A 20,763-nucleotide genomic window follows, 5' to 3' on the forward strand; every position below is an offset into this window, starting at 1 on the left:
ACGAGGCACTTTCGACATTGGGCGCCTAGTCCTCCTTTTTGGCGTCATCACCAGACGCAGCCTCTGTGGCCTCCTCAGCATCGGCCGCAGGTGCTTCTTCAGCTTCAGCTTCGACGGCTGGCGCCTCCTCCTCAGGAGCATCCTCACCATCGGTGGCAGCCTCGGCTTCAACCTCAGCAGCAGCTGTTGCTGCTGACTCAGGTGCACCGCCCTCCGCTGCCGCCGTCGCAGGCTTGCTCGTGGCACGTGGCTTCACGAACGCGTCGTCGTCGTCGGCCTCAGCTGCTGATGCTACCGCCGCTGCCGCTGCTAGGGCCTCAGCTGCTGCGATCCGGCCTGCTTCGATCTCTTCCTGAGACTTCCGCTCCGGCACTTCCGTTACTTCGAGCACGATACGGCGATTCGCCGCATCCGACTCGATAATTCGGAGGGAGACCGTGTCTCCCGCGCCATAGTGCTCCTCAAGACGCTCTGGGTTATCGACATCGACCCCGGTGTGTGATATCGGGGCGAAGCCTTCAATATCGTCGCCGAGATTCATGACCACACCCTTCTCCTGCACGCGGGCCACTGTGGCATCGAGTTCGACCCCCGGAGCCAGTCGCTCAGAGATGGTTGGCCACGGATCATCCGTAAGCTGCTTGATGCCCAGGCTGATCCGCTTGTTCTCGGCATCCACGTCGAGAACCATGATTTCGAGCTCTGCACCCTTCTGAACCACTTCGGACGGATGCTCGACACGCTTGGTCCAGCTCATGTCCGAAACGTGGACGAGTCCGTCGATGCCAGGCTCGATCTCCACGAAGGCGCCGAAGGAGGTCAGGTTCCGCACCGTACCGCCGAGCTTCGTACCCGTCGGGTACTTCACCGGCAGTGCCAGCCACGGATCTTCCTCGATCTGCTTCATACCGAGCGAAATCTTCTCGTCGTTCGGATCGACCTTGAGCACCACAGCCTCGATGTGCTCTCCAATCGAAACGACCTTCGAGGGGTGCCGCACGTTACGGGTCCAGGACATCTCAGAGATGTGGACCAGACCCTCGACGCCCTTCTCAAGCTCGACGAAGGCACCGTAGTTCGTAATCGAGACGACACGGCCCCCGACACGCGAACCGACCGGATACTTCTTGTCGATATCGGTCCACGGGTACGGAAGGAGCTGCTTGAGTCCGAGCGATATGCGCTCGCGGTTCCAATCGATGTCGAGAACTTTCACGTCGATCTTGGAGCCGATATCCACGACTTCGGACGGATGTCCGACGCGACCCCATGACATGTCCGTGATGTGGAGCAGTCCGTCGAGACCGCCCAGATCGATGAAGGCGCCGAAGTCAGTGATGTTCTTGACCATACCTTCGCGGACCTGACCAACCAAGAGCTCTTTCACGAGGGTCTCGCGCTTCGTCTCGCGCTCGGCCTCGAGAATCACGCGACGCGAAACAACAATGTTCCGGCGACGCTTGTTGAGCTTGATGATCTTGAACTTGTAGACCTCGCCAATGAGGTCTTCGATGTTCGGCACGCGACGGAGCGCGATCTGCGACCCCGGAAGGAAGGCGTCCACGCCCATGAGATCGACGGTGACACCACCCTTGATTTTTCGGACCAGCGTTCCCTTGACCGGACGATCGGCCTCGTGGGCCTCCCGGATCTTCTCCCAGACGCGGAGGAAGTCGGCCTTCTTCTTGGACAGCACAACAACGCCGTCGTCGTCTTCAAGGCTCTCGAGGAGAACTTCGACTTCCTCGCCTTCGACGGGGACGTCCTTGAACTCGTCGAGGGCGATTGCACCCTCACTCTTGAAGCCGAACTCAAGGATTACCGACGTGTCGGTAACCCTGAGGACGGTGGCGTTGACGATCTCTCCTTCCTTAAAGGCTTGGAAACTGCCGCTGAACTGCTCGAGCAGCGCTTCGAAGTCGGCCTTCGAGGTGGAGAGAACTTCCTCTCCATATGGATCGTAGAAAAGCTCCGGGGAAATCCCTTCTGGGATGTCCATGAGGGCGACCGCTATAGCTGCCTGCTCTGCGGCTTCCTCTGCTGCAGCTTCTTCAGCGGTGATGGTCGTGACTTCGCCGGTCAGCGCATCGATGATCACTTCCTCGCCTTCGGCAAGGTCATCGTTCTCAGCGTCGGTGCCAGCGTCCACCACTGCGGACTCGGCCTCGGGGGTGGGATTCTCGATATCAGTCATCGTCTCTGGGGCTCACGCAGAATGCGGAGCTCTCTCTGTGCCGAGCCTCGGTGGGCGAGGGTCGGGTTCGGGTTCGTGAAAAGGAAAAAGAAAGCCGGAATCGACCAACAGAAGCGGTCAGTTCCTAGCCGTGCAAAGCTAGAGGCGCCTCATAACAGCGTCAACTAATCGGAAGAGGTCAATCCAGCCTATCCACGCGTGTCACAATCGACTCGACCTGCTCTGCGAACGAGAGGCGCGTGGTGTCCAGGAGGTGTGCTCCCTCGGGCATGCGCAGCGGCGAGTGCTTGCGTTCCGAGTCGTGCCGATCGCGCTCAGCGATGGAACTGGATTGTGTCGTGACATCATCATCGCTCGGCTCCTTCACCCCCTGATCGCGAAGTCGGCGCCGAGCCCGCTCGGCCAGGTCCGCGACCAGATAGACTTTCACTTCAGCACCCGGGAACACGACGCTACCCATGTCACGCCCATCGGCGACCAGGTCTCCGTGCTCACCAGCGCTGCGTTGCAGCGTCATCAGGCAGGCCCGTGTCGGCGCCAGGCTGGCGAGGTGCGCCACCCGCGATGTGACCTCATGAGTCCGAAGCTCGGTATGTACGACGCGGCCACTCACAACGACGTCGAACCCTGAATCAGTGGGGGTAACCGACACGTCGAGTGCCCGCATCTCCTCCTCCGATAGGCCATCCCAGTCAGACTCGGGCACCTCGGACTCGAGCAACGCGAGCGTGAGCGCCCTGTAAAGCGCCCCGGAATCGAGGTGTCGAAACCCGAGACGTGCGGCGACAGCTTTTGCAGTGGTGGACTTCCCTGACCCCGCCGGGCCATCGAGTGTGACGATCGGTCCTGTGCGACTCATACGCTTCCAGTGATACGGGTTACTGTTTCGCGAAAGCCCGGGAAACTCAGATCAGCCAGACCGAGGTGCTCGACCTCAAGTTCGTTTTGACCTACCGAACCCAGCGCACCGAACGCCATCGCAATGCGGTGATCCGAGAACGTTCGGACCCGGCCTTTGAGCGGTCCTGCGGTGCCCTGTACGACGAGCCCGTCCGGGAGTTCCTGCGCGTCTCCTCCGATGGCCCGGATGTTCGCCACCATCGCGGAGATTCGATCGGACTCCTTGTGACGCAGCTCAGCCGCTCCGGTAATCCGTGTGACTCCGGTCGACACTGCCCCGAGCGCTGCGATCATTGGCAGCTCGTCAATCAGCGCGGGCACCTCATCCTCTTCGACCGTAACACCCCGCAGTTCCGTCGCACGGACTGTGATGTCACCTGAGGGTTCAGGCCCCGGCGTATCCGACGTCTCAATGGAAAGTTCGGCGCCCATTCGGCGGAGCACATCGAGAAAGGCCGTTCGCGTAGGATTGAGGCCAACTCCCGCGACGGTCAGCTCCGGTCCAGCCGTACCCAGCGCCCCGATCGCAAGCAGGAATGCCGCAGAAGAGAGGTCCCCGGGGATCCGCAGGTCGAGCGGTCCGATCCGTTCAGGCGGGTCGCGCATTTCGACCCTCCAGCCGCCCGCGGTGACGTGGGACAGGACAGAGACCCCGACCTCGTTGAAGAGACGTTCGGTATGATCTCGGGATTTTCGCGGTTCGGTGAACAGCACGAAGGCCTGTCCCACCAAGCCTGCGAACAGAACAGCACTCTTTACCTGTGCGCTTGCGACTTCGCCGGGCCAGTCAATCGACTCCAGCGGTCCGCGACCCTCGATCCGGACCGGAAGCCGATCCGGCTGGCCCACACAAGTGATCGACGCGCCCATGGCTGTGAGGGGATTGATGACTCGCCCCATCGGTCGCCCCTGAAGTGAAGCATCTCCGTCTAGTGTCGCAGTCAGCGATGAACCACAAAGAACACCGGTCAACAAACGCGCTCCAGTGCCACTGTTTCCGAGATCGAGCAGACCGTCCGGAGAAAGGAGCCCCCGAAGGCCCACCCCTTCGATACGTATCTCGCTCCCGTCTTCGGGCAATACGGGTATGTCGACGCCGAGACGTCGAAGGGCCTGCGCCGTCGACTCAGCGTCTCCCCCGTAAAGCAGACCAGACAAATGGCTCTCACCCTCCGCCAACGCAGCCAAAATGAGCGACCGCTGTGAAAGTGACTTGTCGCCGGGGACTCTCACTCTCACGCCGGCGTCCGCCACGGTCGGATGATCAGGACGAAGGCTCGGCGGGCTCCGCCATGTCGCCTGACCGCAGTGGCACCTCGACGCTCATCCCGTCTCGGGCGATTCGGGTCGAGGGGAAGATGGAACGTGCCTCTTCCTCTAGGCCCCGCGTATCGTCCGAATACCGAGCCGACAGGTGGGTGAGCAGAAGTTCTCCTGCGCCCGCTTCGAGAGCGACCTTGGCGGCATCAGAAGCCGTGCTGTGGCCCGTGTGTCTGGCCCTCTCCTCTTCCTCTGCGCCGAACGTGGCCTCGTGGACCAGTACATCGGCAGACCGAGCGCTCTCCACCGTCTGGGCGCATGGACGTGTGTCTCCGGAGTACACGACGGTTCGACCCGGTCGAGCCTCGCCCACAAACTCCGAGGCTTGAATCACTCGTCCATCGACCTCGACGTCCTCTCCACGGTGGAGTTGTCCGAACATCGGCCCTTCGGGGATTCCCATCTCCCGGGCAAGGCCGATATCGAAGCGTCCGAGCCGATCGTCCTCGACAAGAGCCCAGCCCACAGCCGATGTGCCGTGTTGGACATCGAAGGCGACGATTCGATACTCGTCGGCCCGGTGTCCTTCTCCCGCGCGGCATTCAATGATTTCGACTGGGAACCCAATCCGGTCCTCGCCCAGCCGAACGATCGCGTCGAGCGTCCTAGTCGACCCCCTGGGTCCGTAAATCGTTAATGCGTCTTCACGCCCCTGTAGCGCCATCGTGCGGAGGAGCCCGGTGATTCCCAGCACGTGATCTGCATGCGTATGGGTCACGAAGATCGCTAGGACACCGAAGCCGCTCTGGTAGCGCATCATCTGGCGCTGGGTCCCTTCCCCACAATCAAACAGGAAGAGGTCTCCCTCTCGCTGAACTGCAATGCCGCTGACATTACGCCCGACCGTAGGTCGAGCGGCAGCGGTTCCGAGAAAGGTGAGGCGAATCATTGAGTGCCTGCCGAGATCAGCGCGGGTGCGTGATCACCCGAACGGAGCCAACGTAGCGGGCCGCTGCCGGATCCGGAACGCTACCAGATCCTGAACTGGATCTGAACGAGGCGTCCAGGCTGCGGAAGGCCACACTGATCGAAGACCGCCGCGTCCGTAACGTTTCGCATCGACGCAGATGCATCCATGCGACTCAGCACTCTCGATTTCCCGAGACTGAAGAGCCGCCGAACGGTCAGGTCCAACGGGGCGCTGCCGTCGAGAGGCTGCAACCCGCCCGCCTCAGGGTTCTCACACAACTGCTGACTCATGTACCGGACCGCAACGCTGCCCCTGAAGGCAGCGAGAAGCGGTCCCTCAAGGCCGAACTTTCCGGCCAATGCAGGTTCGTACTCGAGCTCAACTTCCCTGCCGTCAGCCTCGAATCCTTTCACATCCTGCAGCGTGAGGTCACCTGTCAGGGTGGCGCCCCCAAGCCTCCCGACCGCCAGCAGTTCTACACCGGCTCCCCTGATCTCGTCTTGGTTCACCCGCTGAAAGCGCCTGACTCCATCCGAGCCCGTCACGGACCTACGAACAATCGCGTCCGTCAGTTGATGGTAGAAGCCAACCATCTGAATCTCACCGACCCGGTTCGTCATCGTGAACCCGGCTTCCGAACCGAACAGCGTCTCGGGTTGCAGATTCGGATTCGGCTCGAATCGGCCAAGTGCGCCTGAATAAAATTCGCGCAGTGACGGAAAACGTGACCGGCGACTCGCCCCACCGTGAAGTAGAACGCCATCGGCGACGAGCGTACTCAGTCCGAGTCGAACACCGTAGTCGGTGATCGACTCTACCGAGGGCTTGTCTCCGGACTCCGGCGTGTCGGAACCGTCGACGGCTCCTCCGAGCGAAACACTCGACAGGTCACTTGCACCGAAACGAAACTCCGTCTCCATACCGACGCTCCACAGCCGCTGGCGATAGCTGTTCATACCTCCCGGTGTGAGAACCTCGTCGTGGACCACGTCAGCGTAGGTGGCGGACGCCCGCAGATCCCCACTAGCGCCGATCGTATGTTCGCCGAGAACACGGGCTGTCAGGACACGGTCGTCGGAGCCCTCAGTCTCGTCGACTGTGTCATAAGCCTCCGAGGCGAACTGCTCGATCAGCGTAGATCCGAGATCGACTCCAATACTCGCCTCCAGGTCTCCCTCACCGACGCCCGTCTCACGTTGCCCGGTACCCCCGGAGAGAGCCGCCAGCATTCTCTGCTGCTCTGGATACCTCCATAGCCGAGGATCGTCCTGGTGCGCCTCAGGAGGAACACCGCGCTCGACGTCGTATCCGGACGCGGAGAACGAACCCCAGGTGCCCTCGTCTGACCGATACCTCGCCGTGACGAAGCCATCAATTCGCTCAGCGTCGCTGTTGAGGCGCAGGTCGTCTTCGGCCAAGTACTGTGGCCGGAGGGTGGGGTCCTCTTCAGCTTTTTCGGCGACCGGCACACCGCTCCGGTCCTGAAAGCCGAACCCACCGCGGAACACCCACTGGTCATCGACGTCATCGACCAGATGCCCACCGGTAAGTGAGACATTCATCCCACCTGTCCCATCGTAGGCCAAGCCGACGGACAGCGGATCGACCGATCCGATCCGGGATTGCCCTCTGGCCACATCGACCTCGACGACACCTCCCAGCGTGTTCGGCCCGTACAACACTGATGAAAGGCCTCGCACGAGCGTGATTTTTCGCGCCGCTGTGAGGGGAATGATCGACATATCCGTCCGGTGGTCCCACCCGATGGTCAAAGGCACCCCGTCCATCAGAATCGCGATCTGGCGATCCTCTGAACCACGGAGCGCCGGCTGCATCTCACCGCGACTGTTGGCGCGGATCTGGATGAGCGGCATCGCTCGGAGCACCTGCTCCATCGTGGGCGCCGGGATCGACCCGAGTGAGTCGAGGGCGATCACCACACTGCTCGACCCACCGCTGGTCAGTGCCGGCTTGGCCACGCTTACCATGATGCCCCCAAGGAATCGCACGGAGTCGGGAATAATCGAATCCGGGGGATTCTGTGCGGCAACACAGGAAGGCCCGATTGCCAATGCAACCGGGACGGCTCGGAGCCATCCGAGAGAGACGCAGGAATGCAGGATGTTGCGGTGAACCATGAGGACGAGAATCGATACAAAGGAGTGTACAAAGGCCGGCGCGTGATATGACGTAAAACTTCTTTTGTTCCTTGGCTCCGCGGTACCGCATGGGACCGTTCAAAGGTCACCCGGCGCTGACGATCTGCTGAGCCGGAATCGGTTGGACATCCACAGTTTTGGCACGTATCGTGGACCGATACCGCCGCCCTCGGAGGCCTAATGCACAGTCGTCGCTCGTTCCTTGGTACCATGTCCCTTCCCGCCGCCGCAGCTGCGACGGGCTTCACCTTCCGTCCGACTGAGCTTCGAGCCGACGCGATCGACATCGCGGCGAATCTGAAAAGCCATCTCGGGACAGCCGCCGACGTCGTCGCCGACGAGGACTTCTGGTTTGAGGTTCAAGGCGCCTTCACGGTTGATCGCACACTAGTGAACCTGAACAACGGTGGTGTGAGTCCAGCGCCGAAGCTGGTCCAGGATGCCATGAAGCGGCACCTCGACTACTCAAACCTGGCTCCAACCTACACGATGTGGCAGATCTTGGAGCCACAGCGCGAGGGGACCCGCGAGCGCATGGCACGCGCATGGGGTGTGGACGCCGAAGAGGTCGCGTTTACGCGGAACGCCTCAGAGAGTCTCCAGACGATGCAGTTCGGGATCGATCTCGAACGCGGTGACGAGGTCCTGACGACGACACAGGACTACGGGCGAATGATTACGACGTTCAAGCAGCGCGAGCGCCGTGAAGGCATCGTCCTGAAGCAGATCCAGATTCCGGTGCCCGCCGAAGATCCGGCAGAGATCGTCCGCCTGTTCGAGGAAGCGATCACGCCTCGAACCCGGATGATCCTGGCCTCTCACATGGTCAACCTCACAGGCCAGATCCTGCCGGTGACCGAACTGACAGCAATGGCTCGTCGGCACGGCATTCCACTCGTCATTGATGGGGCGCACTCGCTCGCCCACTTCGACTTCGATCTCGGTGAGCTCGATGTCGACAACTACTCGTCCAGCCTTCACAAATGGCTATTCGCTCCGCATGGAACTGGTTTCCTCTACGTCCGAAGGGACAAGATCGCGGACGTCTGGCCACTCATGGCCGCTCCGGAGACACAGGACAACAACATCAGGAAATTCGAGGCCATCGGGACACACCCTGAGGCTCCCTACCTGTGTATTGGGGAGGCACTCACCTTCCATGAAGGCCTTGGCGCGGCTCGGAAGGCTGCCCGACTGGTCTACCTCAGGGACTACTGGGCGAACGAACTGCTCCAGCACGACAACGTGCGGCTGAACACCAGCCAGAAGGAGGGCTTCGCTTGCGGCATCGCCAATGTCGAGGTCCTGGGCGTCGAGCCGAACGCGCTGCGCGACTACCTTTGGGATGCGCACCGCATCATTACGGTGAGCATCAACCACGCCGAGTTCCAGGGACTTCGCATCAGCCCCAGCGTGTACACGACGCTGCCAGAGCTCGATCGGTTCGTCGATGTGATGAGCCACGTCGCACAGAACGGCCTCCCCACCTGAGCCCACACCACATGAGCCACTCACCCACCGGCGGGCGCATCGATTTGCGCCCCGCCCGCTTCGTTGCGTCCCTGCTCATTTGCGGGACACCCATGATCACGGGCGTCGAGGTGGCCGCGCAGGCGGCGTTCTCAGTCTCAGACGTGATGTCGTACTCGTTTGCGTCCGGGCTGGTCGCTTCGCCTGAAGGCAATCGGATCGCGTGGATCGAGAACCGTGAGGGCGAGCGGAATATCTGGGTGGCAGCCGGTCCGGAATGGCGGGGGCGCGCGCTCACCGCGTATCAAGGGGACGACGGTCAGGAGTTGACTGGATTGACGTTCGCGCCGGACGGCGAGCAGGTGATGTACATCCGCGGAGGGGCGCCGAATCGCGAGGGAGAGGTCCCGGATCCACTCTATACTCCTGACGAGGAAGAGCGCGGCGTCTGGATTGTAGACTGGGAGGGCACCGACCCTGCACAGGTCGTCGAAGGAGGTGGGTTCTCGTTGTCACCCGACGGGGAGCGTATAGCCTACGCCCAAGGTCGCGACATCTTCGTGTTGCCGCTCTCTCAGGAGGCCGAGGCGGAACGAGTAGCACGGATCAGGGGGTCCGCCGGCTCTCTGACATGGTCGCCAGGTGGGGAGAGTCTCGCTTTCGTGAGCGGGCGCGGCGACCATGCCTTCATTGGCGTGCTCGACCTCGCCGAGGAGCGGGTCACGTACCTCGACCCGAGCGTCGCGAACGACGGCAGCCCTGTATGGAGTCCTAACGGCCGTCAGATCGCATACCTGCGCGTTCCGAACGAGCGGGTCGTTCAGATGTTTGCTCCAAGGCGTGAAGCGCTCCCCTTTTCGATTCGTGTCGCCGACGCGCGCACGGGCCAGGGCCGCGAAGTCTGGAAGGCGTCGGAGGGTGTCGGCAGTGCGTTCAGCGGGGTGGGCGCAGCTAATCAGCTTTTCTGGGGTGCACAGGACCGACTGGTGTTCCCCTGGGAGGGAGACGGCTGGAAGCACCTGTACAGCATCTCGACGAATGGCGGCCAGCCGACGCTCCTGACTCCCGGGGCGTTCGAGGTCCAGTTCGCCGGAATCACGCCAGACGGTGAGACCGTCGTCTTCGACTCGAACCAGGATGACGTGGACCGGAAGCACATATGGCGCGTTGGTGTTTCCGGTGGGAGCGCGGAACGGCTGACGCCTGGCACGGGCCTCGAGTGGGGAGCGGTCGTAACGGACGGAGGAGCGGTCGCCTACCACGCCGCATCGGGCGCCGAGCCGGCACATACCGTCGTGCTCGATCAGGGCACGACCAACCGCGTCAGTCCGGACCTGCCCTCTGCCTTCCCTGCAGATCGCATGGTCGAGCCTGAGCAGGTCATCTTCCGGGCGGCCGACGGAATGGCCATTCACGGACAGCTGTTCCTCCCGCCGGGGGCGACATCAGGCACGAAACACCCTGCCGTCATCTTCTTCCATGGGGGATCTCGCCGCCAGATGCTTCTCGGCTTCCACCACCGGGGCTACTACCACGGCGCGTATGCTATGAATCAGCTCATGGCGAACGCAGGCTACGTCGTCCTGTCGGTGAACTACCGCAGCGGGACCGGCTACGGCATGGAGTTCCGAGAGGCGGACAACTACGGAGCGACCGGAGCCAGTGAGTTCAACGATGTCATGGGCGCCGGGCTCTATCTGCAATCACGCGACGACGTCGATTCTGACCGCATCGGGCTCTGGGGTGGCTCATACGGCGGGTACCTGACTGCGATGGGGCTCGCGCGAGCATCTGATTTGTTCGCGGCTGGTGTCGACATTCATGGCGTCCACGACTGGAACGTCGTCATGAACGGATTTCAGCCGGAGTATGAGCCAGAGGACTACCCCGAGTTCAGTCGTATCGCGTTCGAATCTTCGCCCATGGCCTTTATTGACGGCTGGGAGTCTCCCGTCCTCCTGATTCACGGCGACGATGACAGAAACGTGCCCTTCCGAGAGTCCGTCGATCTTGCCGAGGCGCTCGCGAAGCAGGGCGTCGAATACGAGCAGCTGATCTTCCCTGACGAAGTGCACGGTTTTCTCTTACATGAGAATTGGGTCTCCGCCTTCGAGGCGACGCTCGATTTCTTCGATCGGAAGCTGCTGCGGCCGATTTCCTGACCACGACCGGATCACACCATGCTGAATGTTCTCGCCCTCGCGGGACTCCTGACCCTGACGCCGGGCGCTGATGGCCCCCGAGTATGTCTAAATTCCACGGTGGGCCCGCTGGACGACACTCTGCAGGAGATGTTCGAGTCCGGGCGCAGCTATACGGATTTCCTGAACGGTGCGACGCGTCGGACGGAGCTCTGGCATGGGAACACCGAGAAGGCCGAGGGAATCGACCCGGACCTGGTTCGGCGAGCGCGTGCCGTTGGCGGCTCATGGAATTTCCTCGCGGTAGCGGTCGACGCATGCTCGGATTCAGTGAGCACGATTCCCTACCTCGCTGAGCTGATCGCTCTCGTGGACGGTCTCGACATGCGCATCGTCGATTCGACCGTAGGCCGTTCGATCATGGATTCGCACAAGACTCCTGATGGGCGCGGGGCGACGCCGACGGTACTGCTGCTCGATGAGGACTTTGAGGAAGCCGGCTGCTTCATCGAGCGCCCGCTCACGCTGCAGACGTGGATCCTCGAGAACAACGACGAGGCCTCGGGTGGCGACATCCTCGAGCACAAGATGGCCTGGTACGCCGAAGACTCGGGGAACGAGACGGTGGCGACCTTCGTGGAGATGCTCGAGGCGGCGGCGAGCGGAGCGGACGAAGTCTGCAGGTGAGTCCGGGGTAGATCCTGAACCAGGAAAAGAAGCTGCCCCGAAACCCGGTTCCGCCCTTTCTTCTTCGCGCGGCCTAAGGCCTCATAAGCTCGCCTAATGACGACCTCGTGCGCGTGCTTTTCAGTCGTGTGTGCCATCCCGATCCAGAGGCTGCAGGAACGTGACGGCGGCGAACAGGGCCACCGTCACTGCTGTGAAATGATCGGTGGCAGCCCCTGCGCGACCAGAAGCTGGTTGAACTGAGCGATATCCGACCGGGCGAGTTCCACCCAGCGCTGCAGATACCCGGTCAGTTGGGACCGATAGATGTCGCGAACCTCCCTTACCTGATCGGTAGGTGCGTGATCCGAGCCGCTCGAGTAACCAGCCAGACTAGAGATTTTGGCCCATAGCTGCCTCGGCCAACGAATCGTGTCCTGCCTCGACGCCCCACCACTCAGCCTCAGGTCGAAGAGATTCATTTCCAGGTCGATGAGCACCTGCTCCAGCTCCTCGGCAGCAGATACGACCTCCGAGTACCTGGCGTCTCCGCGTGTGCGCTCGGCCAAGTCGAGCAATCCCTTTCGGGACCATTCGATACGGTCGATGAGGGCGGCCGTCGAATCGCTCATCTCTCGCAGATCGAGCTGCAAGGCCAGCTGCGCCTGCATGTCCGCGACTGATACGTCAGAGTCAGGATCCTGCAGCACCTCCAGCCACTCCGTCCGCTCCTCGCCACCCGCAATCAGCCGAACCCGGTAACGACCCGGCGTAGCCAGAGGACGAACCGATCCACCGTCGGGGACCGGGCGCGACCCGGACGAGCCCACGTCGACGTGCGCATGCTCAAGCACGGGCGTGCGCAGCCGTGGCGAAGACGAGCCTTCATACCTCAGGTTCCAAGCGACACGATTGATGCCGACGCCCGGGTTCGCTAGCGGGAGCGTGCGAACCACCTGGCCGGCTTCCGTTTCGATTCGGACTGTAACGCCACCGCGAGGTGCTTCGCTCAGGTAGAAGTTGATCGACGCCCCACCGGTCGGATTCTGCCCCGCAGCAGGATCGCCGGGCTGACTTGAGCGCCCTTCGCGGGACGCGAACCGGTACGCCGGACGCGGCGCGAACAGATGCGCCGGCTGAGCCAGCACCTCGTCGGTCATCTGCTGTACGGCCGACAGATCGTCGAAAATCCAGAAACCCCGTCCGTAGGTGGCGACCACCAGGTCGTTGAAATGCGGCTGCACTTGGAGCCAGTAGACCGGCGCGTGCGGCATGTCTCCCTGCAACGGCACCCACCCCTCGCCATCATCGAAGGAGACGTACAGTGCGTTCTCCGTTCCGAGATACAGAAGTCCCGGCCGAGTGGGGTCTTCCCTGATAACCCGGGCGTAGCTGAAGACGCTTCGCGGCACGTTTCCCGAGATCGTCGTCCATGACTCGCCATAGTCGTCGGTCCGATACACAAACGGGTCGTTGTTGCCGACCTGGTGGAAGTCCACCGTGACGTATGCCACCGCCGGGTCGAACCGGGAGGGTTCGACGTTGTTCACCGTGCCCCACTCCGGCAGGTCCGGAATGTTCGCTGTGACATCGCTCCAGGTGACCCCGCCGTCCCTGGTCAGTTGCACGAGTCCATCGTTCGATCCAGTCCAGATCAGGCCAGCTTCGATGGGTGATTCCGCGATGGCGAAGAGAACCGAGAAATAGTTCGGACTCACGTCCTCGGTCGTGAGCCCACCCGATTTCTGCTGACGCTCGCGGTCGTTCCGCGTAAGATCCGGGCTGATCACTTCCCAACTCTGTCCTCCATTCATGGTCCGGTGCACATGCTGACTTCCAGCATACACGGTCTCGTTGTCGTGCGGAGATATGTGAACCGGGAACGTCCACTGGAAACGATACCTGACATCCGAAGCCGCCCACCCTTCCGGGTTGTCGGGCCAGACACTGACGGTGCGCGTAATTCCGGTCGACAGCTCGTGGCGTTCGAGGATACCCTCGTAGCAACCCGACCACACAACGTCGTTCGTGACCGTGTCCGGGACCGCGAATCCTGACTCACACCCGCCTACTGATTTCCACGCCCCGATCGGAATCGAGCCGCCCGACAGGGAATTCGACGGCCCTCCGTACGACGACCCATCCTGTCGATTCCCGTACACGTTGTAGGGCACCCGAGTATCCGTATAGACGTGGTACATCTGTGCGATGGGCAGCTGCGGCTGATACCAATTCTGCCCGCGATTGGTGGAAATCTTCACCCCCTGGTCGTTCCCGATGATCATGCGGTCGGGAAGAAGCGGATCGATCCACATGTCATGGTTGTCCCCGCCGGCGATCACGGAGAAGGTGGCCCCGCCGTCGAGCGACTTCGTGTGGACCGTCGACATGAAGTGGACCTCGTCCGCGTCATCCGGGGCAACAGCCAGTCGGGTGTAGTAAAGGGGTCGCTGGGCAAGCGCATGCTCCGCGTTGACCATCGACCAGTTCGACCCGCCGTTGTCGGAGCGCCACAGCGTTCCTTCGTGCTCACCGAAGTCGGCGTACTCCGGATTCTGGTTCGTCTCGATGAGTGCGTAGATGCGATCGGGATCGTCAGGGGACATGCCAAGGCCGATCTTCCCGATCGTGCCACGCGGCAAACCATTCCCTTCGAGCCGCGTCCAGTTGTCCCCGCCGTCTCGACTGGTCCACAGCCCACTCTCGGGCCCGCCGCTCTCTCGTCCCCACGTCCACATCTGTATCTGCCACGTTGCGGCGAACAGAATCCGAGGGTTGCGCGGGTCCATCACCACGTCGATAGCGCCCGCGTTCGGTCCGGAAAAGAGCACGCGCTCCCAGGTCTCTCCCCCGTCGGTCGTGCGGAAGAGGCCACGGTCCTCCTCCTGAGGACCGTAGAGGTGACCCGCCGCCGCGACGAACACGATATCCGGGTCCGTCGGATGGATGACGATGCGACCGACTCGACCACTGCCTTCGAGCCCCGCGTGCGTCCAGTTCTCGCCGCCGTCGGTTGAGCGATACACCCCATTTCCAATCGAGACATTCGAGCGGATGAACGCTTCGCCCGTCCCCGCCCACACCACGTTGGGGTCGGACGGAGCCACCGCGAGAGCCCCGATCGAGAGCGCGGTCTGGTCGTCGAAAATCGGCCGCCAGCTATGGCCGCCGTCCTCGCTCTTGAAGACCCCGCCTGACGCTGCGCCGAAGTAATACACATTCGGATTCCCCTGCTCACCGATGACCGCACTGACACGATTGCCAACGGGACCGATGTGACGGAAGTCCGAGCCGGCAAACAGCGCTGCGTCCAACTCCTGCGTGCTCTGGGCCGCGACCGCCGGCACCAGGCCGGGCAGTGACGCGAGAAGAAGCAATGACGACCCGCGCAGGCGACGTCCAAAATGCGATGCCATGAACCGCTCCGAATGATGTCTCTTAGGCTGGGGCTGACCCCGAATGCCGACCGGCACAAGATAGATCTCCGTCGAGGCGTGAGGAAGCATGGGAATGAGGCCTTGAACAGGCCTCCGCATCGGAAGTGCTCGGGGGAATCGCTCTCCTGCACCCATCTTGTTGGTAGCGTTCACCGCTTCCCCTCGCCGACGCTACCACAGGGGTTGCCACGGCTGACTTTTTCTCTTTTGCACGCCCCTGTTTTCGATCGTCAATCCGTTCCCGGCGCCCCCTGGGTTCGTGGGCCCCACCGACAGCGGTCCGATGAAAGAACAGCGTGGAATGATCACGCAGACGTCTGTCGCCGTTCTGGTCATCCTCATGATGTCGTATCTGACGGGTCAGAGCTTACTTCGCTTCTTTTCCGTCAGCGTGGCATCGCTTCGAGTAGCAAGTGGGCTCGTGATTTTCGCCATGGCCTGGGTGATGCTTCAGGCCCGAATCAGTGCCACGAAGCAGATACCGGAGGAGATCGAAGAGGCTGAAGAGAGCTCAGATGCCACTTCCGATGGCGATAGTCCCGCTGGTAATGCCCCTGCTAGCGGGCCTCGCTTGGATCATTCTTCAAGCAGCAGGCCCGATCGCTAGCGCACTCGGTCAGACAGGCATGAACCAGGCGACCTGCTTCATGGCCTCATTCTGGTTGCGACCGGCTTCGAGTTCACCACCTCATGACTTGGGAAAATCTTCCAAAGGTGGATGATCAAGGCATGACCCAACCACCGAAACGCCCTCCTGCTCGTCGTCCTCCACGAGCGATTGAGGCTCACCGCCTGAGGACTCGCAGGCTTCGGGTTCTTCGCAACGATGACCCTATGTCCAGATCGCCTCAGGTGCTCCGGATCACGGTTTGGAGCCATGCCGCTGCTTGGTGGATCTCCTCCACTGGCGTCGCTCTACTCGCCTCGATTCAGGCGGCCCGGGAAGCTCTGAGCATCAAGCCCGCGCGAGTCCTAGAATAGGCCGCAGGAACTCGCTCCCTTCAGAAGGGGTTCGTAACGGACGCGAAACGCATACGTTTTGCGGAACTGACTGACGACCGAGACAAGAACGCCGGAGACCCTCCATGATCATCCGACGCCCATCCGACATACCGTCCTCCGAGATCACACCGGAGAGCGTCTATGTGAACCGCCGAAAGTTTATCAAGGCTGCGGCTGCTGGCGCAGCAGGACTTGCGGTAGGCCCCACTGCCCTCGAGGGCAGTGAGCACGGAATCCTTCGGCGACAGGAAATTCCAGCTCGTTTTGCAACGCTGCGGTCCGAGATGGACGAGGAGTTGAACTCGTACACCGACGTGACGACATACAATAATTTTTACGAGTTCGGCACGGACAAGAGAGATCCTGCTCGGAATTCAGGCGAATTTCGGCCGACCCCCTGGAAGGTCACGATCGGGGGCGAGTGCAATAAGCCGGGTGACTACGACCTGGACGACTTGCTGTCCGGAATAACCATGGAGGATCGAGTCTACCGCATGAGGTGTGTGGAAGCCTGGTCTATGGTCATCCCGTGGTACGGCTTTCAGCTTTCGTCGCTGATCAAACGGGTCGAGCCCACCGGAAACGCGAAATTCATCGTGTTCAAGACGGTCGTGCGCCCGGAAGAGATGCCTGGCCAGCGCAGTCCCAACCTGAGCTGGCCGTACATCGAGGGCCTTCGGATGGATGAAGCCATGCATCCGCTCACCCTTATGGTCACTGGCCTTTACGGCATGGACCTGCCCAACCAGAATGGGGCTCCGCTTCGTCTAATCGTGCCGTGGAAGTACGGATTCAAGGGCGTGAAGTCGATCGTGAGCATCGACTTCGTCGAGCAGATGCCGCTGAACACGTGGAAGCAGCAGAACTCCAACGAGTATGGCTTCTACGCCAACGTGAATCCCGAGGTAAGCCATCCGCGCTGGAGTCAGGCGCGCGAGCGGCGGCTGCCGGGTGCTTTCAAAAATCACGAGACGCTCATGTTCAATGGGTATACCGATCAGGTACAGCACCTGTACGCCGGTATGGACCTCGCTCGCTGGAAGTAGCGCGAACCCATTCCCATGAATCAGAAGCGTGCCGTGCTCGGCCTCAAGGTCGTGCTATGGCTAGGTGCGTCGGCACCCGGTGTCTGGCTTGTAACGGGCCTATTCACAGGATCGCTGGGCGTGAACCCCATCGAGAAGCTGACAAGAGTGTCCGGTATGACGACGCTCGTCCTGCTCTTGCTGACGCTTGCAGTGACTCCCGTTCGTCGGTTCACCGGATGGAATCCCATCATCAAAATTCGTCGCCCGATGGGGCTCTTCGCGTTCTTCTACGCGCTTAGCCACTTCAGTATCTGGTTCGTCTTCGACATGACGTTCAACGTCGGTTACATGTTCGAGGACATCCTGCTTCGGAAGTACATCACGGTGGGAATGACGGCTCTCCTGATCCTGACCCCGCTTGCGATCACATCGACGACGGGGTGGATTCGCCGACTCGGGAAGCGCTGGGGGAGGCTTCACAAGGGAGCGTACATGGCAACGGCTCTGGGTTGCCTCCACTACTTCTGGCTCGTCAAAGCTGACACGCGGCTGCCACTGCTTCTGGCTGCCTGCTTCGCGGCACTCCTGCTGCTGCGTCAGCCCCGGTTCGATCCACGCCAATGGCGGACGTCAAAAGGGACTCGTACGGGCTGAGTACCGGTGGTGGCACACCGAGTGGATGAGCTTAGTGGTTCAGCGCGTACGCATCGGGTGTGGACGAGCAGAAAAACTCGTCAGCTTCGCCTTCCCGCTCCCATCCGTCTGCGCGGTCGGTATTGTGCGTTTTGCGACGGCCGCTTCTTCGACAAAATTTGATCGACGGGACCCAGGGCACCTCCCAGACATCATACAGGGCTTTCATGAGAGGGTGACCCGGTTCGATGTCTACCCAGCCCTTCCCCGGCAGCGCTCTTGGAAACCGGTTGCTGCGACGAGACACAGGAGAGGGACCCACCGACGCACCTGGAGAGCATCGGCGCCGCATCATCCGTCCGCGAGGTCCCGCGGGCAGGAGGTCACACGGAAGCCATCGCGAGTTCGAGGAATCTCTGAAGGATCCCCTCCGTGTGTTCGGTTTCGGGCGTGCGCTCCTCGAGGTCCTCGAGGCTTGATGCACCCGCCAGCGGGATATACGACGGATAACGACGCATCCGCTCGATGAAGCCCGCTCGATCCAACTCCGGGTGGAACTGTGTGCAGTAGATCGGGCGCCCAGGAAAATGAAACACCTGGTTCTCCACCCCTTCACTGGAAGCCAGCAGCACCGCCTCATCGGGCAACGTGATGACATGATCCTCGTGCGCACTCAAGGCCTGAAATCTCAGACCGAGAGGTCCGAACACTGGATCTTCGCGACCCGCGGGGGTGAGCTCTACCCAAGTGACACCGACCTCGGCCCGCGCCCGGTCCGTGATAACCTCCCCGCCCATCGCACGGGCCATCGCCTGAAAGCCCCAGCATGACGCGAACGTCGGTTTCGACGACTCGTAAAGCCCGACCATCGCATCGAGCGCAGCGGGCAGCCAGTCTCCTCCGCGGGCCACGGAGTAGTCACCGCTGCCACCGAGCAGGACCACGTCTGCGGCGTCAAGTCTCTCGGCGTCAGGCGCTCCGCTCAGGAGATCGAAGATCTCGATCTGGTTTCGGTCCAGACGGAAGCAGCGCTCGAAGCAGCCGATCTCATGCTCACGCATGGGGTCGGCGTCGTTCCGTACCTGGAGCAAGAGAAGTCGAAGGTCGGACGTCGAAGTTGAGATCACGAGGCATAGGGTTGCAGGGACGAGCGGATCCGGGGCGGAACGACGCTACCGAGCCGATGATAGGCGAGGCATACCCCTTGTCGCCACACCGGATGACAAGGGTTTGTTTGTCATCCTGCTCGCGTGAGACCGTGCTACGAAGCCAGAGCCCGGTTTCGCCACGAAAGCTGACGAGGTCAACGTGGACGAAGTGGCCACCCCATTCGGAACTGCCCCGAGTTCGCGCACCTAGACGCGGAAACTAGGACTGCGATTCGAGAGATTCTGATGGAGGCGAACTCGAATTTCGCCGAGATCACTGGGCGCCGATCAGTCGCCATCGAGCGTATTGACCAAGACGCTCGCGACACCATCCCCGTCTACTGAAACACGAACGGACCACGGCTGGCAGCAAACGGCACAGTCCTCGACGTACTCCTGGACTTCACCACCCGCCTGATCTACTGGAATTTCGACGCTCTCTCCGCAGTACGGACAATACACGACCGCCGCAGACGTGAGGTCTGCGCCGTACTGGTCTTCGTCGAGGTCGTCGTCGCTTGAACTTAAGAAGTCGAACATGCCCTATGATGCACTCACAACGGTGCCGGCTGCCAGAGTAACGAGGTCACCCGGTCGACCGGGCGGCCCGATCACTGCCGGGCTACCCGTCGTCCTCGACGAAGTCACATGCAGCTTCAACCTTGGCTCCCATGAAACCTGTCCTGAGCAGGAGAGCATTGCTCCCGAGCGCCGCAACAACTCTCGCCGTCAGCCCAGCGTTGCAACCATGATCGCCTTGATCGTGTGCAGCCGGTTCTCCGCCTGGTCGACCACGACGGAGTTGGGAGATTCGAAAACCTCTTCCGTCACTTCCAGCCCCTCGAGCCCGAATTTCTGGAAAATCTCCTCCCCAACTTCGGTATCGCGGTTGTGGAAGGCTGGGAGACAGTGCATGAATCGCGCATCAGCCTTGCCGGTCGCCGACATGACGTCGGCGTTGATCTGATAGTCACGAAGCAGATCGATGCGTTCGGCCCAGACGGAATCCGGCTCGCCCATGGATACCCAGACATCGGTGTGGACAAAGTCCGCGTCCTCGACCCCTGCCGCTACATCATCGGTCACGGTCAGACGAGCTCCGGTCTTCTCGGCCAGCGACCGGCACTCGTCGACAAGGTCCGTATCCGGCCAAAGCGACTTGGGAGCCACAATCCGCACGTCCATCCCGAATATCACACCACCCACCATGAGCGAATTGCCCATGTTGAAGCGGGCATCACCCAGATAGGCAAACGACGTCTCGGCCAGCGGCTTCCCGCTGTGCTCCCGCATGGTGAGCACGTCCGCGAGAATCTGAGTTGGATGATACTCGTCGGTCAGTCCGTTCCACACGGGGACCCCGGCATGCTCACCCAGGATCTCGACAGTCGACTGTGCGAAGCCCCGGTACTCGATGCCGTCGAACATCCGCCCGAGGACGCGAGCCGTGTCCTTCATGGTCTCCTTCACCCCGATCTGCGTGCCTGTCGGACCAAGGTAGACCGCATGTGCCCCCTGCTGGCTAGCCGCGACTTCGAAGGCACATCGGGTTCGCGTCGAACCCTTCTCGAAGATGAGGGCGAAATTCATGCCCTCTAGGCGGCAGGTTTCCGAGCGAGTGCGCCTCTCTTCCTTGAGTTCCGCAGCGAGGTCCAGAAGGTAGTGGGCCTCGATCGGAGTGAAATCGAGGAGCTTTAGAAAATTCCTGCCCCGTAAATCGACGCGCATGTCGTGTTGTCCTTCACCGGTGAATCG

The 20,763-nt window shown here is 61.6% G+C and carries 16 protein-coding genes; 7 read left to right on the forward strand and 9 right to left on the reverse strand.

All coding sequences use genetic code 11. From position 1 onward, the window contains the following. Window positions 1–25: 25 nt before the first annotated feature. The 5 genes from OSA81_03380 to OSA81_03400 all read right to left on the reverse strand — a co-directional run bounded on the left by OSA81_03380 (window position 26) and on the right by OSA81_03400 (window position 7,462). Window positions 26–2,194 carry a 30S ribosomal protein S1 gene (locus OSA81_03380; GenBank protein MDE0898035.1) on the reverse strand — a complete coding sequence of 723 codons (2,169 nt, stop codon included), beginning with the start codon at window positions 2,192–2,194 and terminating at the stop codon, window positions 26–28. 178 nt (window positions 2,195–2,372) lie between these two features. Further along, complete coding sequence (gene cmk, locus OSA81_03385) at window positions 2,373–3,053, reverse strand: (d)CMP kinase (protein MDE0898036.1); 681 nt, start codon at window positions 3,051–3,053, stop codon at window positions 2,373–2,375. Next, window positions 3,050–4,333, reverse strand: a complete 1,284-nt coding sequence (gene aroA / locus OSA81_03390) for a 3-phosphoshikimate 1-carboxyvinyltransferase (GenBank protein ID MDE0898037.1) — start codon at window positions 4,331–4,333, stop codon at window positions 3,050–3,052. Before aroA ends, cmk begins: the two co-directional genes overlap by 4 nt. A 25-nt stretch (window positions 4,334–4,358) precedes the next feature. Next, window positions 4,359–5,303 (reverse strand): ribonuclease Z, encoded by a 945-nt coding sequence (gene rnz / locus OSA81_03395; protein MDE0898038.1) that lies wholly within the window; start codon window positions 5,301–5,303, stop codon window positions 4,359–4,361. 80 nt (window positions 5,304–5,383) lie between these two features. Continuing rightward, window positions 5,384–7,462 carry a TonB-dependent receptor gene (locus OSA81_03400; GenBank protein ID MDE0898039.1) on the reverse strand — a complete coding sequence of 693 codons (2,079 nt, stop codon included), beginning with the start codon at window positions 7,460–7,462 and terminating at the stop codon, window positions 5,384–5,386. A 201-nt stretch (window positions 7,463–7,663) separates the two neighbouring features. On the opposite strand from OSA81_03400, the gene OSA81_03405 reads away from it, so the two are divergent. Genes OSA81_03405 through OSA81_03415 form a run of 3 tightly spaced genes read left to right on the forward strand, consistent with a single transcriptional unit; the run spans window position 7,664 to window position 11,781 of the window. Next, a complete protein-coding gene (locus OSA81_03405) occupies window positions 7,664–8,974 on the forward strand; it encodes an aminotransferase class V-fold PLP-dependent enzyme (GenBank protein ID MDE0898040.1) in 1,311 nt (436 codons plus the stop codon). A gap of 11 nt (window positions 8,975–8,985) precedes the next feature. Further along, window positions 8,986–11,115, forward strand: coding sequence for a prolyl oligopeptidase family serine peptidase (locus OSA81_03410; protein MDE0898041.1), 2,130 nt, complete (start codon window positions 8,986–8,988; stop codon window positions 11,113–11,115). An 18-nt stretch (window positions 11,116–11,133) separates the two neighbouring features. Then, window positions 11,134–11,781 carry a thioredoxin family protein gene (locus OSA81_03415; GenBank protein MDE0898042.1) on the forward strand — a complete coding sequence of 216 codons (648 nt, stop codon included), beginning with the start codon at window positions 11,134–11,136 and terminating at the stop codon, window positions 11,779–11,781. 185 nt (window positions 11,782–11,966) lie between these two features. Here the strand turns inward: OSA81_03415 and OSA81_03420 are convergent, their stop codons facing one another. Continuing rightward, a complete protein-coding gene (locus OSA81_03420) occupies window positions 11,967–15,176 on the reverse strand; it encodes a hypothetical protein (GenBank protein MDE0898043.1) in 3,210 nt (1,069 codons plus the stop codon). Between the two features lie 238 nt (window positions 15,177–15,414). Here OSA81_03420 and OSA81_03425 point away from each other — a divergent pair, with 238 nt between their 5' ends. From OSA81_03425 to OSA81_03440, 4 genes are all read left to right on the forward strand, one after another. Beyond that, window positions 15,415–15,804 carry a hypothetical protein gene (locus OSA81_03425; protein ID MDE0898044.1) on the forward strand — a complete coding sequence of 130 codons (390 nt, stop codon included), beginning with the start codon at window positions 15,415–15,417 and terminating at the stop codon, window positions 15,802–15,804. A 227-nt stretch (window positions 15,805–16,031) separates the two neighbouring features. After that, window positions 16,032–16,178 carry a hypothetical protein gene (locus OSA81_03430; GenBank protein ID MDE0898045.1) on the forward strand — a complete coding sequence of 49 codons (147 nt, stop codon included), beginning with the start codon at window positions 16,032–16,034 and terminating at the stop codon, window positions 16,176–16,178. A 104-nt stretch (window positions 16,179–16,282) separates the two neighbouring features. Continuing rightward, on the forward strand, window positions 16,283–17,245 hold the full coding sequence (msrP, locus tag OSA81_03435) for a protein-methionine-sulfoxide reductase catalytic subunit MsrP (protein ID MDE0898046.1): 963 nt from the start codon (window positions 16,283–16,285) through the stop codon (window positions 17,243–17,245). A gap of 15 nt (window positions 17,246–17,260) precedes the next feature. Continuing rightward, a complete protein-coding gene (locus tag OSA81_03440; protein MDE0898047.1) occupies window positions 17,261–17,881 on the forward strand; it encodes a sulfoxide reductase heme-binding subunit YedZ in 621 nt (206 codons plus the stop codon). Window positions 17,882–18,243: 362 nt separating this feature from the next. Here the strand turns inward: OSA81_03440 and OSA81_03445 are convergent, their stop codons facing one another. The 3 genes from OSA81_03445 to argF all read right to left on the reverse strand — a co-directional run bounded on the left by OSA81_03445 (window position 18,244) and on the right by argF (window position 20,736). Continuing rightward, on the reverse strand, window positions 18,244–18,987 hold the full coding sequence (locus OSA81_03445; protein MDE0898048.1) for a type 1 glutamine amidotransferase: 744 nt from the start codon (window positions 18,985–18,987) through the stop codon (window positions 18,244–18,246). A 309-nt stretch (window positions 18,988–19,296) separates the two neighbouring features. After that, a complete protein-coding gene (locus OSA81_03450) occupies window positions 19,297–19,548 on the reverse strand; it encodes a CPXCG motif-containing cysteine-rich protein (protein ID MDE0898049.1) in 252 nt (83 codons plus the stop codon). Between the two features lie 189 nt (window positions 19,549–19,737). Continuing rightward, window positions 19,738–20,736 (reverse strand): ornithine carbamoyltransferase, encoded by a 999-nt coding sequence (argF, locus tag OSA81_03455; protein ID MDE0898050.1) that lies wholly within the window; start codon window positions 20,734–20,736, stop codon window positions 19,738–19,740. Between the last annotated feature and the right edge of the window lie 27 nt (window positions 20,737–20,763).

The organism is Longimicrobiales bacterium (genome assembly GCA_028823235.1).
In the GTDB taxonomy this organism is placed as follows: domain Bacteria; phylum Gemmatimonadota; class Gemmatimonadetes; order Longimicrobiales; family Gaopeijiaceae; genus UBA2589.

What these genes read in the sequence shown, in the direction of transcription:
- OSA81_03380 (MDE0898035.1), bottom strand. Translation starts at nt 2,194, where the DNA reads ATGACTGATATCGAGAATCCCACCCCCGAGGCCGAGTCCGCAGTGGTG.
- cmk (MDE0898036.1), bottom strand. Translation starts at nt 3,053, where the DNA reads ATGAGTCGCACAGGACCGATCGTCACACTCGATGGCCCGGCGGGGTCA.
- rnz (MDE0898038.1), bottom strand. Translation starts at nt 5,303, where the DNA reads ATGATTCGCCTCACCTTTCTCGGAACCGCTGCCGCTCGACCTACGGTC.
- OSA81_03400 (MDE0898039.1), bottom strand. Translation starts at nt 7,462, where the DNA reads ATGGTTCACCGCAACATCCTGCATTCCTGCGTCTCTCTCGGATGGCTC.
- OSA81_03405 (MDE0898040.1), top strand. Translation starts at nt 7,664, where the DNA reads ATGCACAGTCGTCGCTCGTTCCTTGGTACCATGTCCCTTCCCGCCGCC.
- OSA81_03410 (MDE0898041.1), top strand. Translation starts at nt 8,986, where the DNA reads ATGAGCCACTCACCCACCGGCGGGCGCATCGATTTGCGCCCCGCCCGC.
- OSA81_03415 (MDE0898042.1), top strand. Translation starts at nt 11,134, where the DNA reads ATGCTGAATGTTCTCGCCCTCGCGGGACTCCTGACCCTGACGCCGGGC.
- OSA81_03420 (MDE0898043.1), bottom strand. Translation starts at nt 15,176, where the DNA reads ATGGCATCGCATTTTGGACGTCGCCTGCGCGGGTCGTCATTGCTTCTT.
- OSA81_03430 (MDE0898045.1), top strand. Translation starts at nt 16,032, where the DNA reads ATGTCCAGATCGCCTCAGGTGCTCCGGATCACGGTTTGGAGCCATGCC.
- msrP (MDE0898046.1), top strand. Translation starts at nt 16,283, where the DNA reads ATGATCATCCGACGCCCATCCGACATACCGTCCTCCGAGATCACACCG.
- OSA81_03440 (MDE0898047.1), top strand. Translation starts at nt 17,261, where the DNA reads ATGAATCAGAAGCGTGCCGTGCTCGGCCTCAAGGTCGTGCTATGGCTA.
- OSA81_03450 (MDE0898049.1), bottom strand. Translation starts at nt 19,548, where the DNA reads ATGTTCGACTTCTTAAGTTCAAGCGACGACGACCTCGACGAAGACCAG.
- argF (MDE0898050.1), bottom strand. Translation starts at nt 20,736, where the DNA reads ATGCGCGTCGATTTACGGGGCAGGAATTTTCTAAAGCTCCTCGATTTC.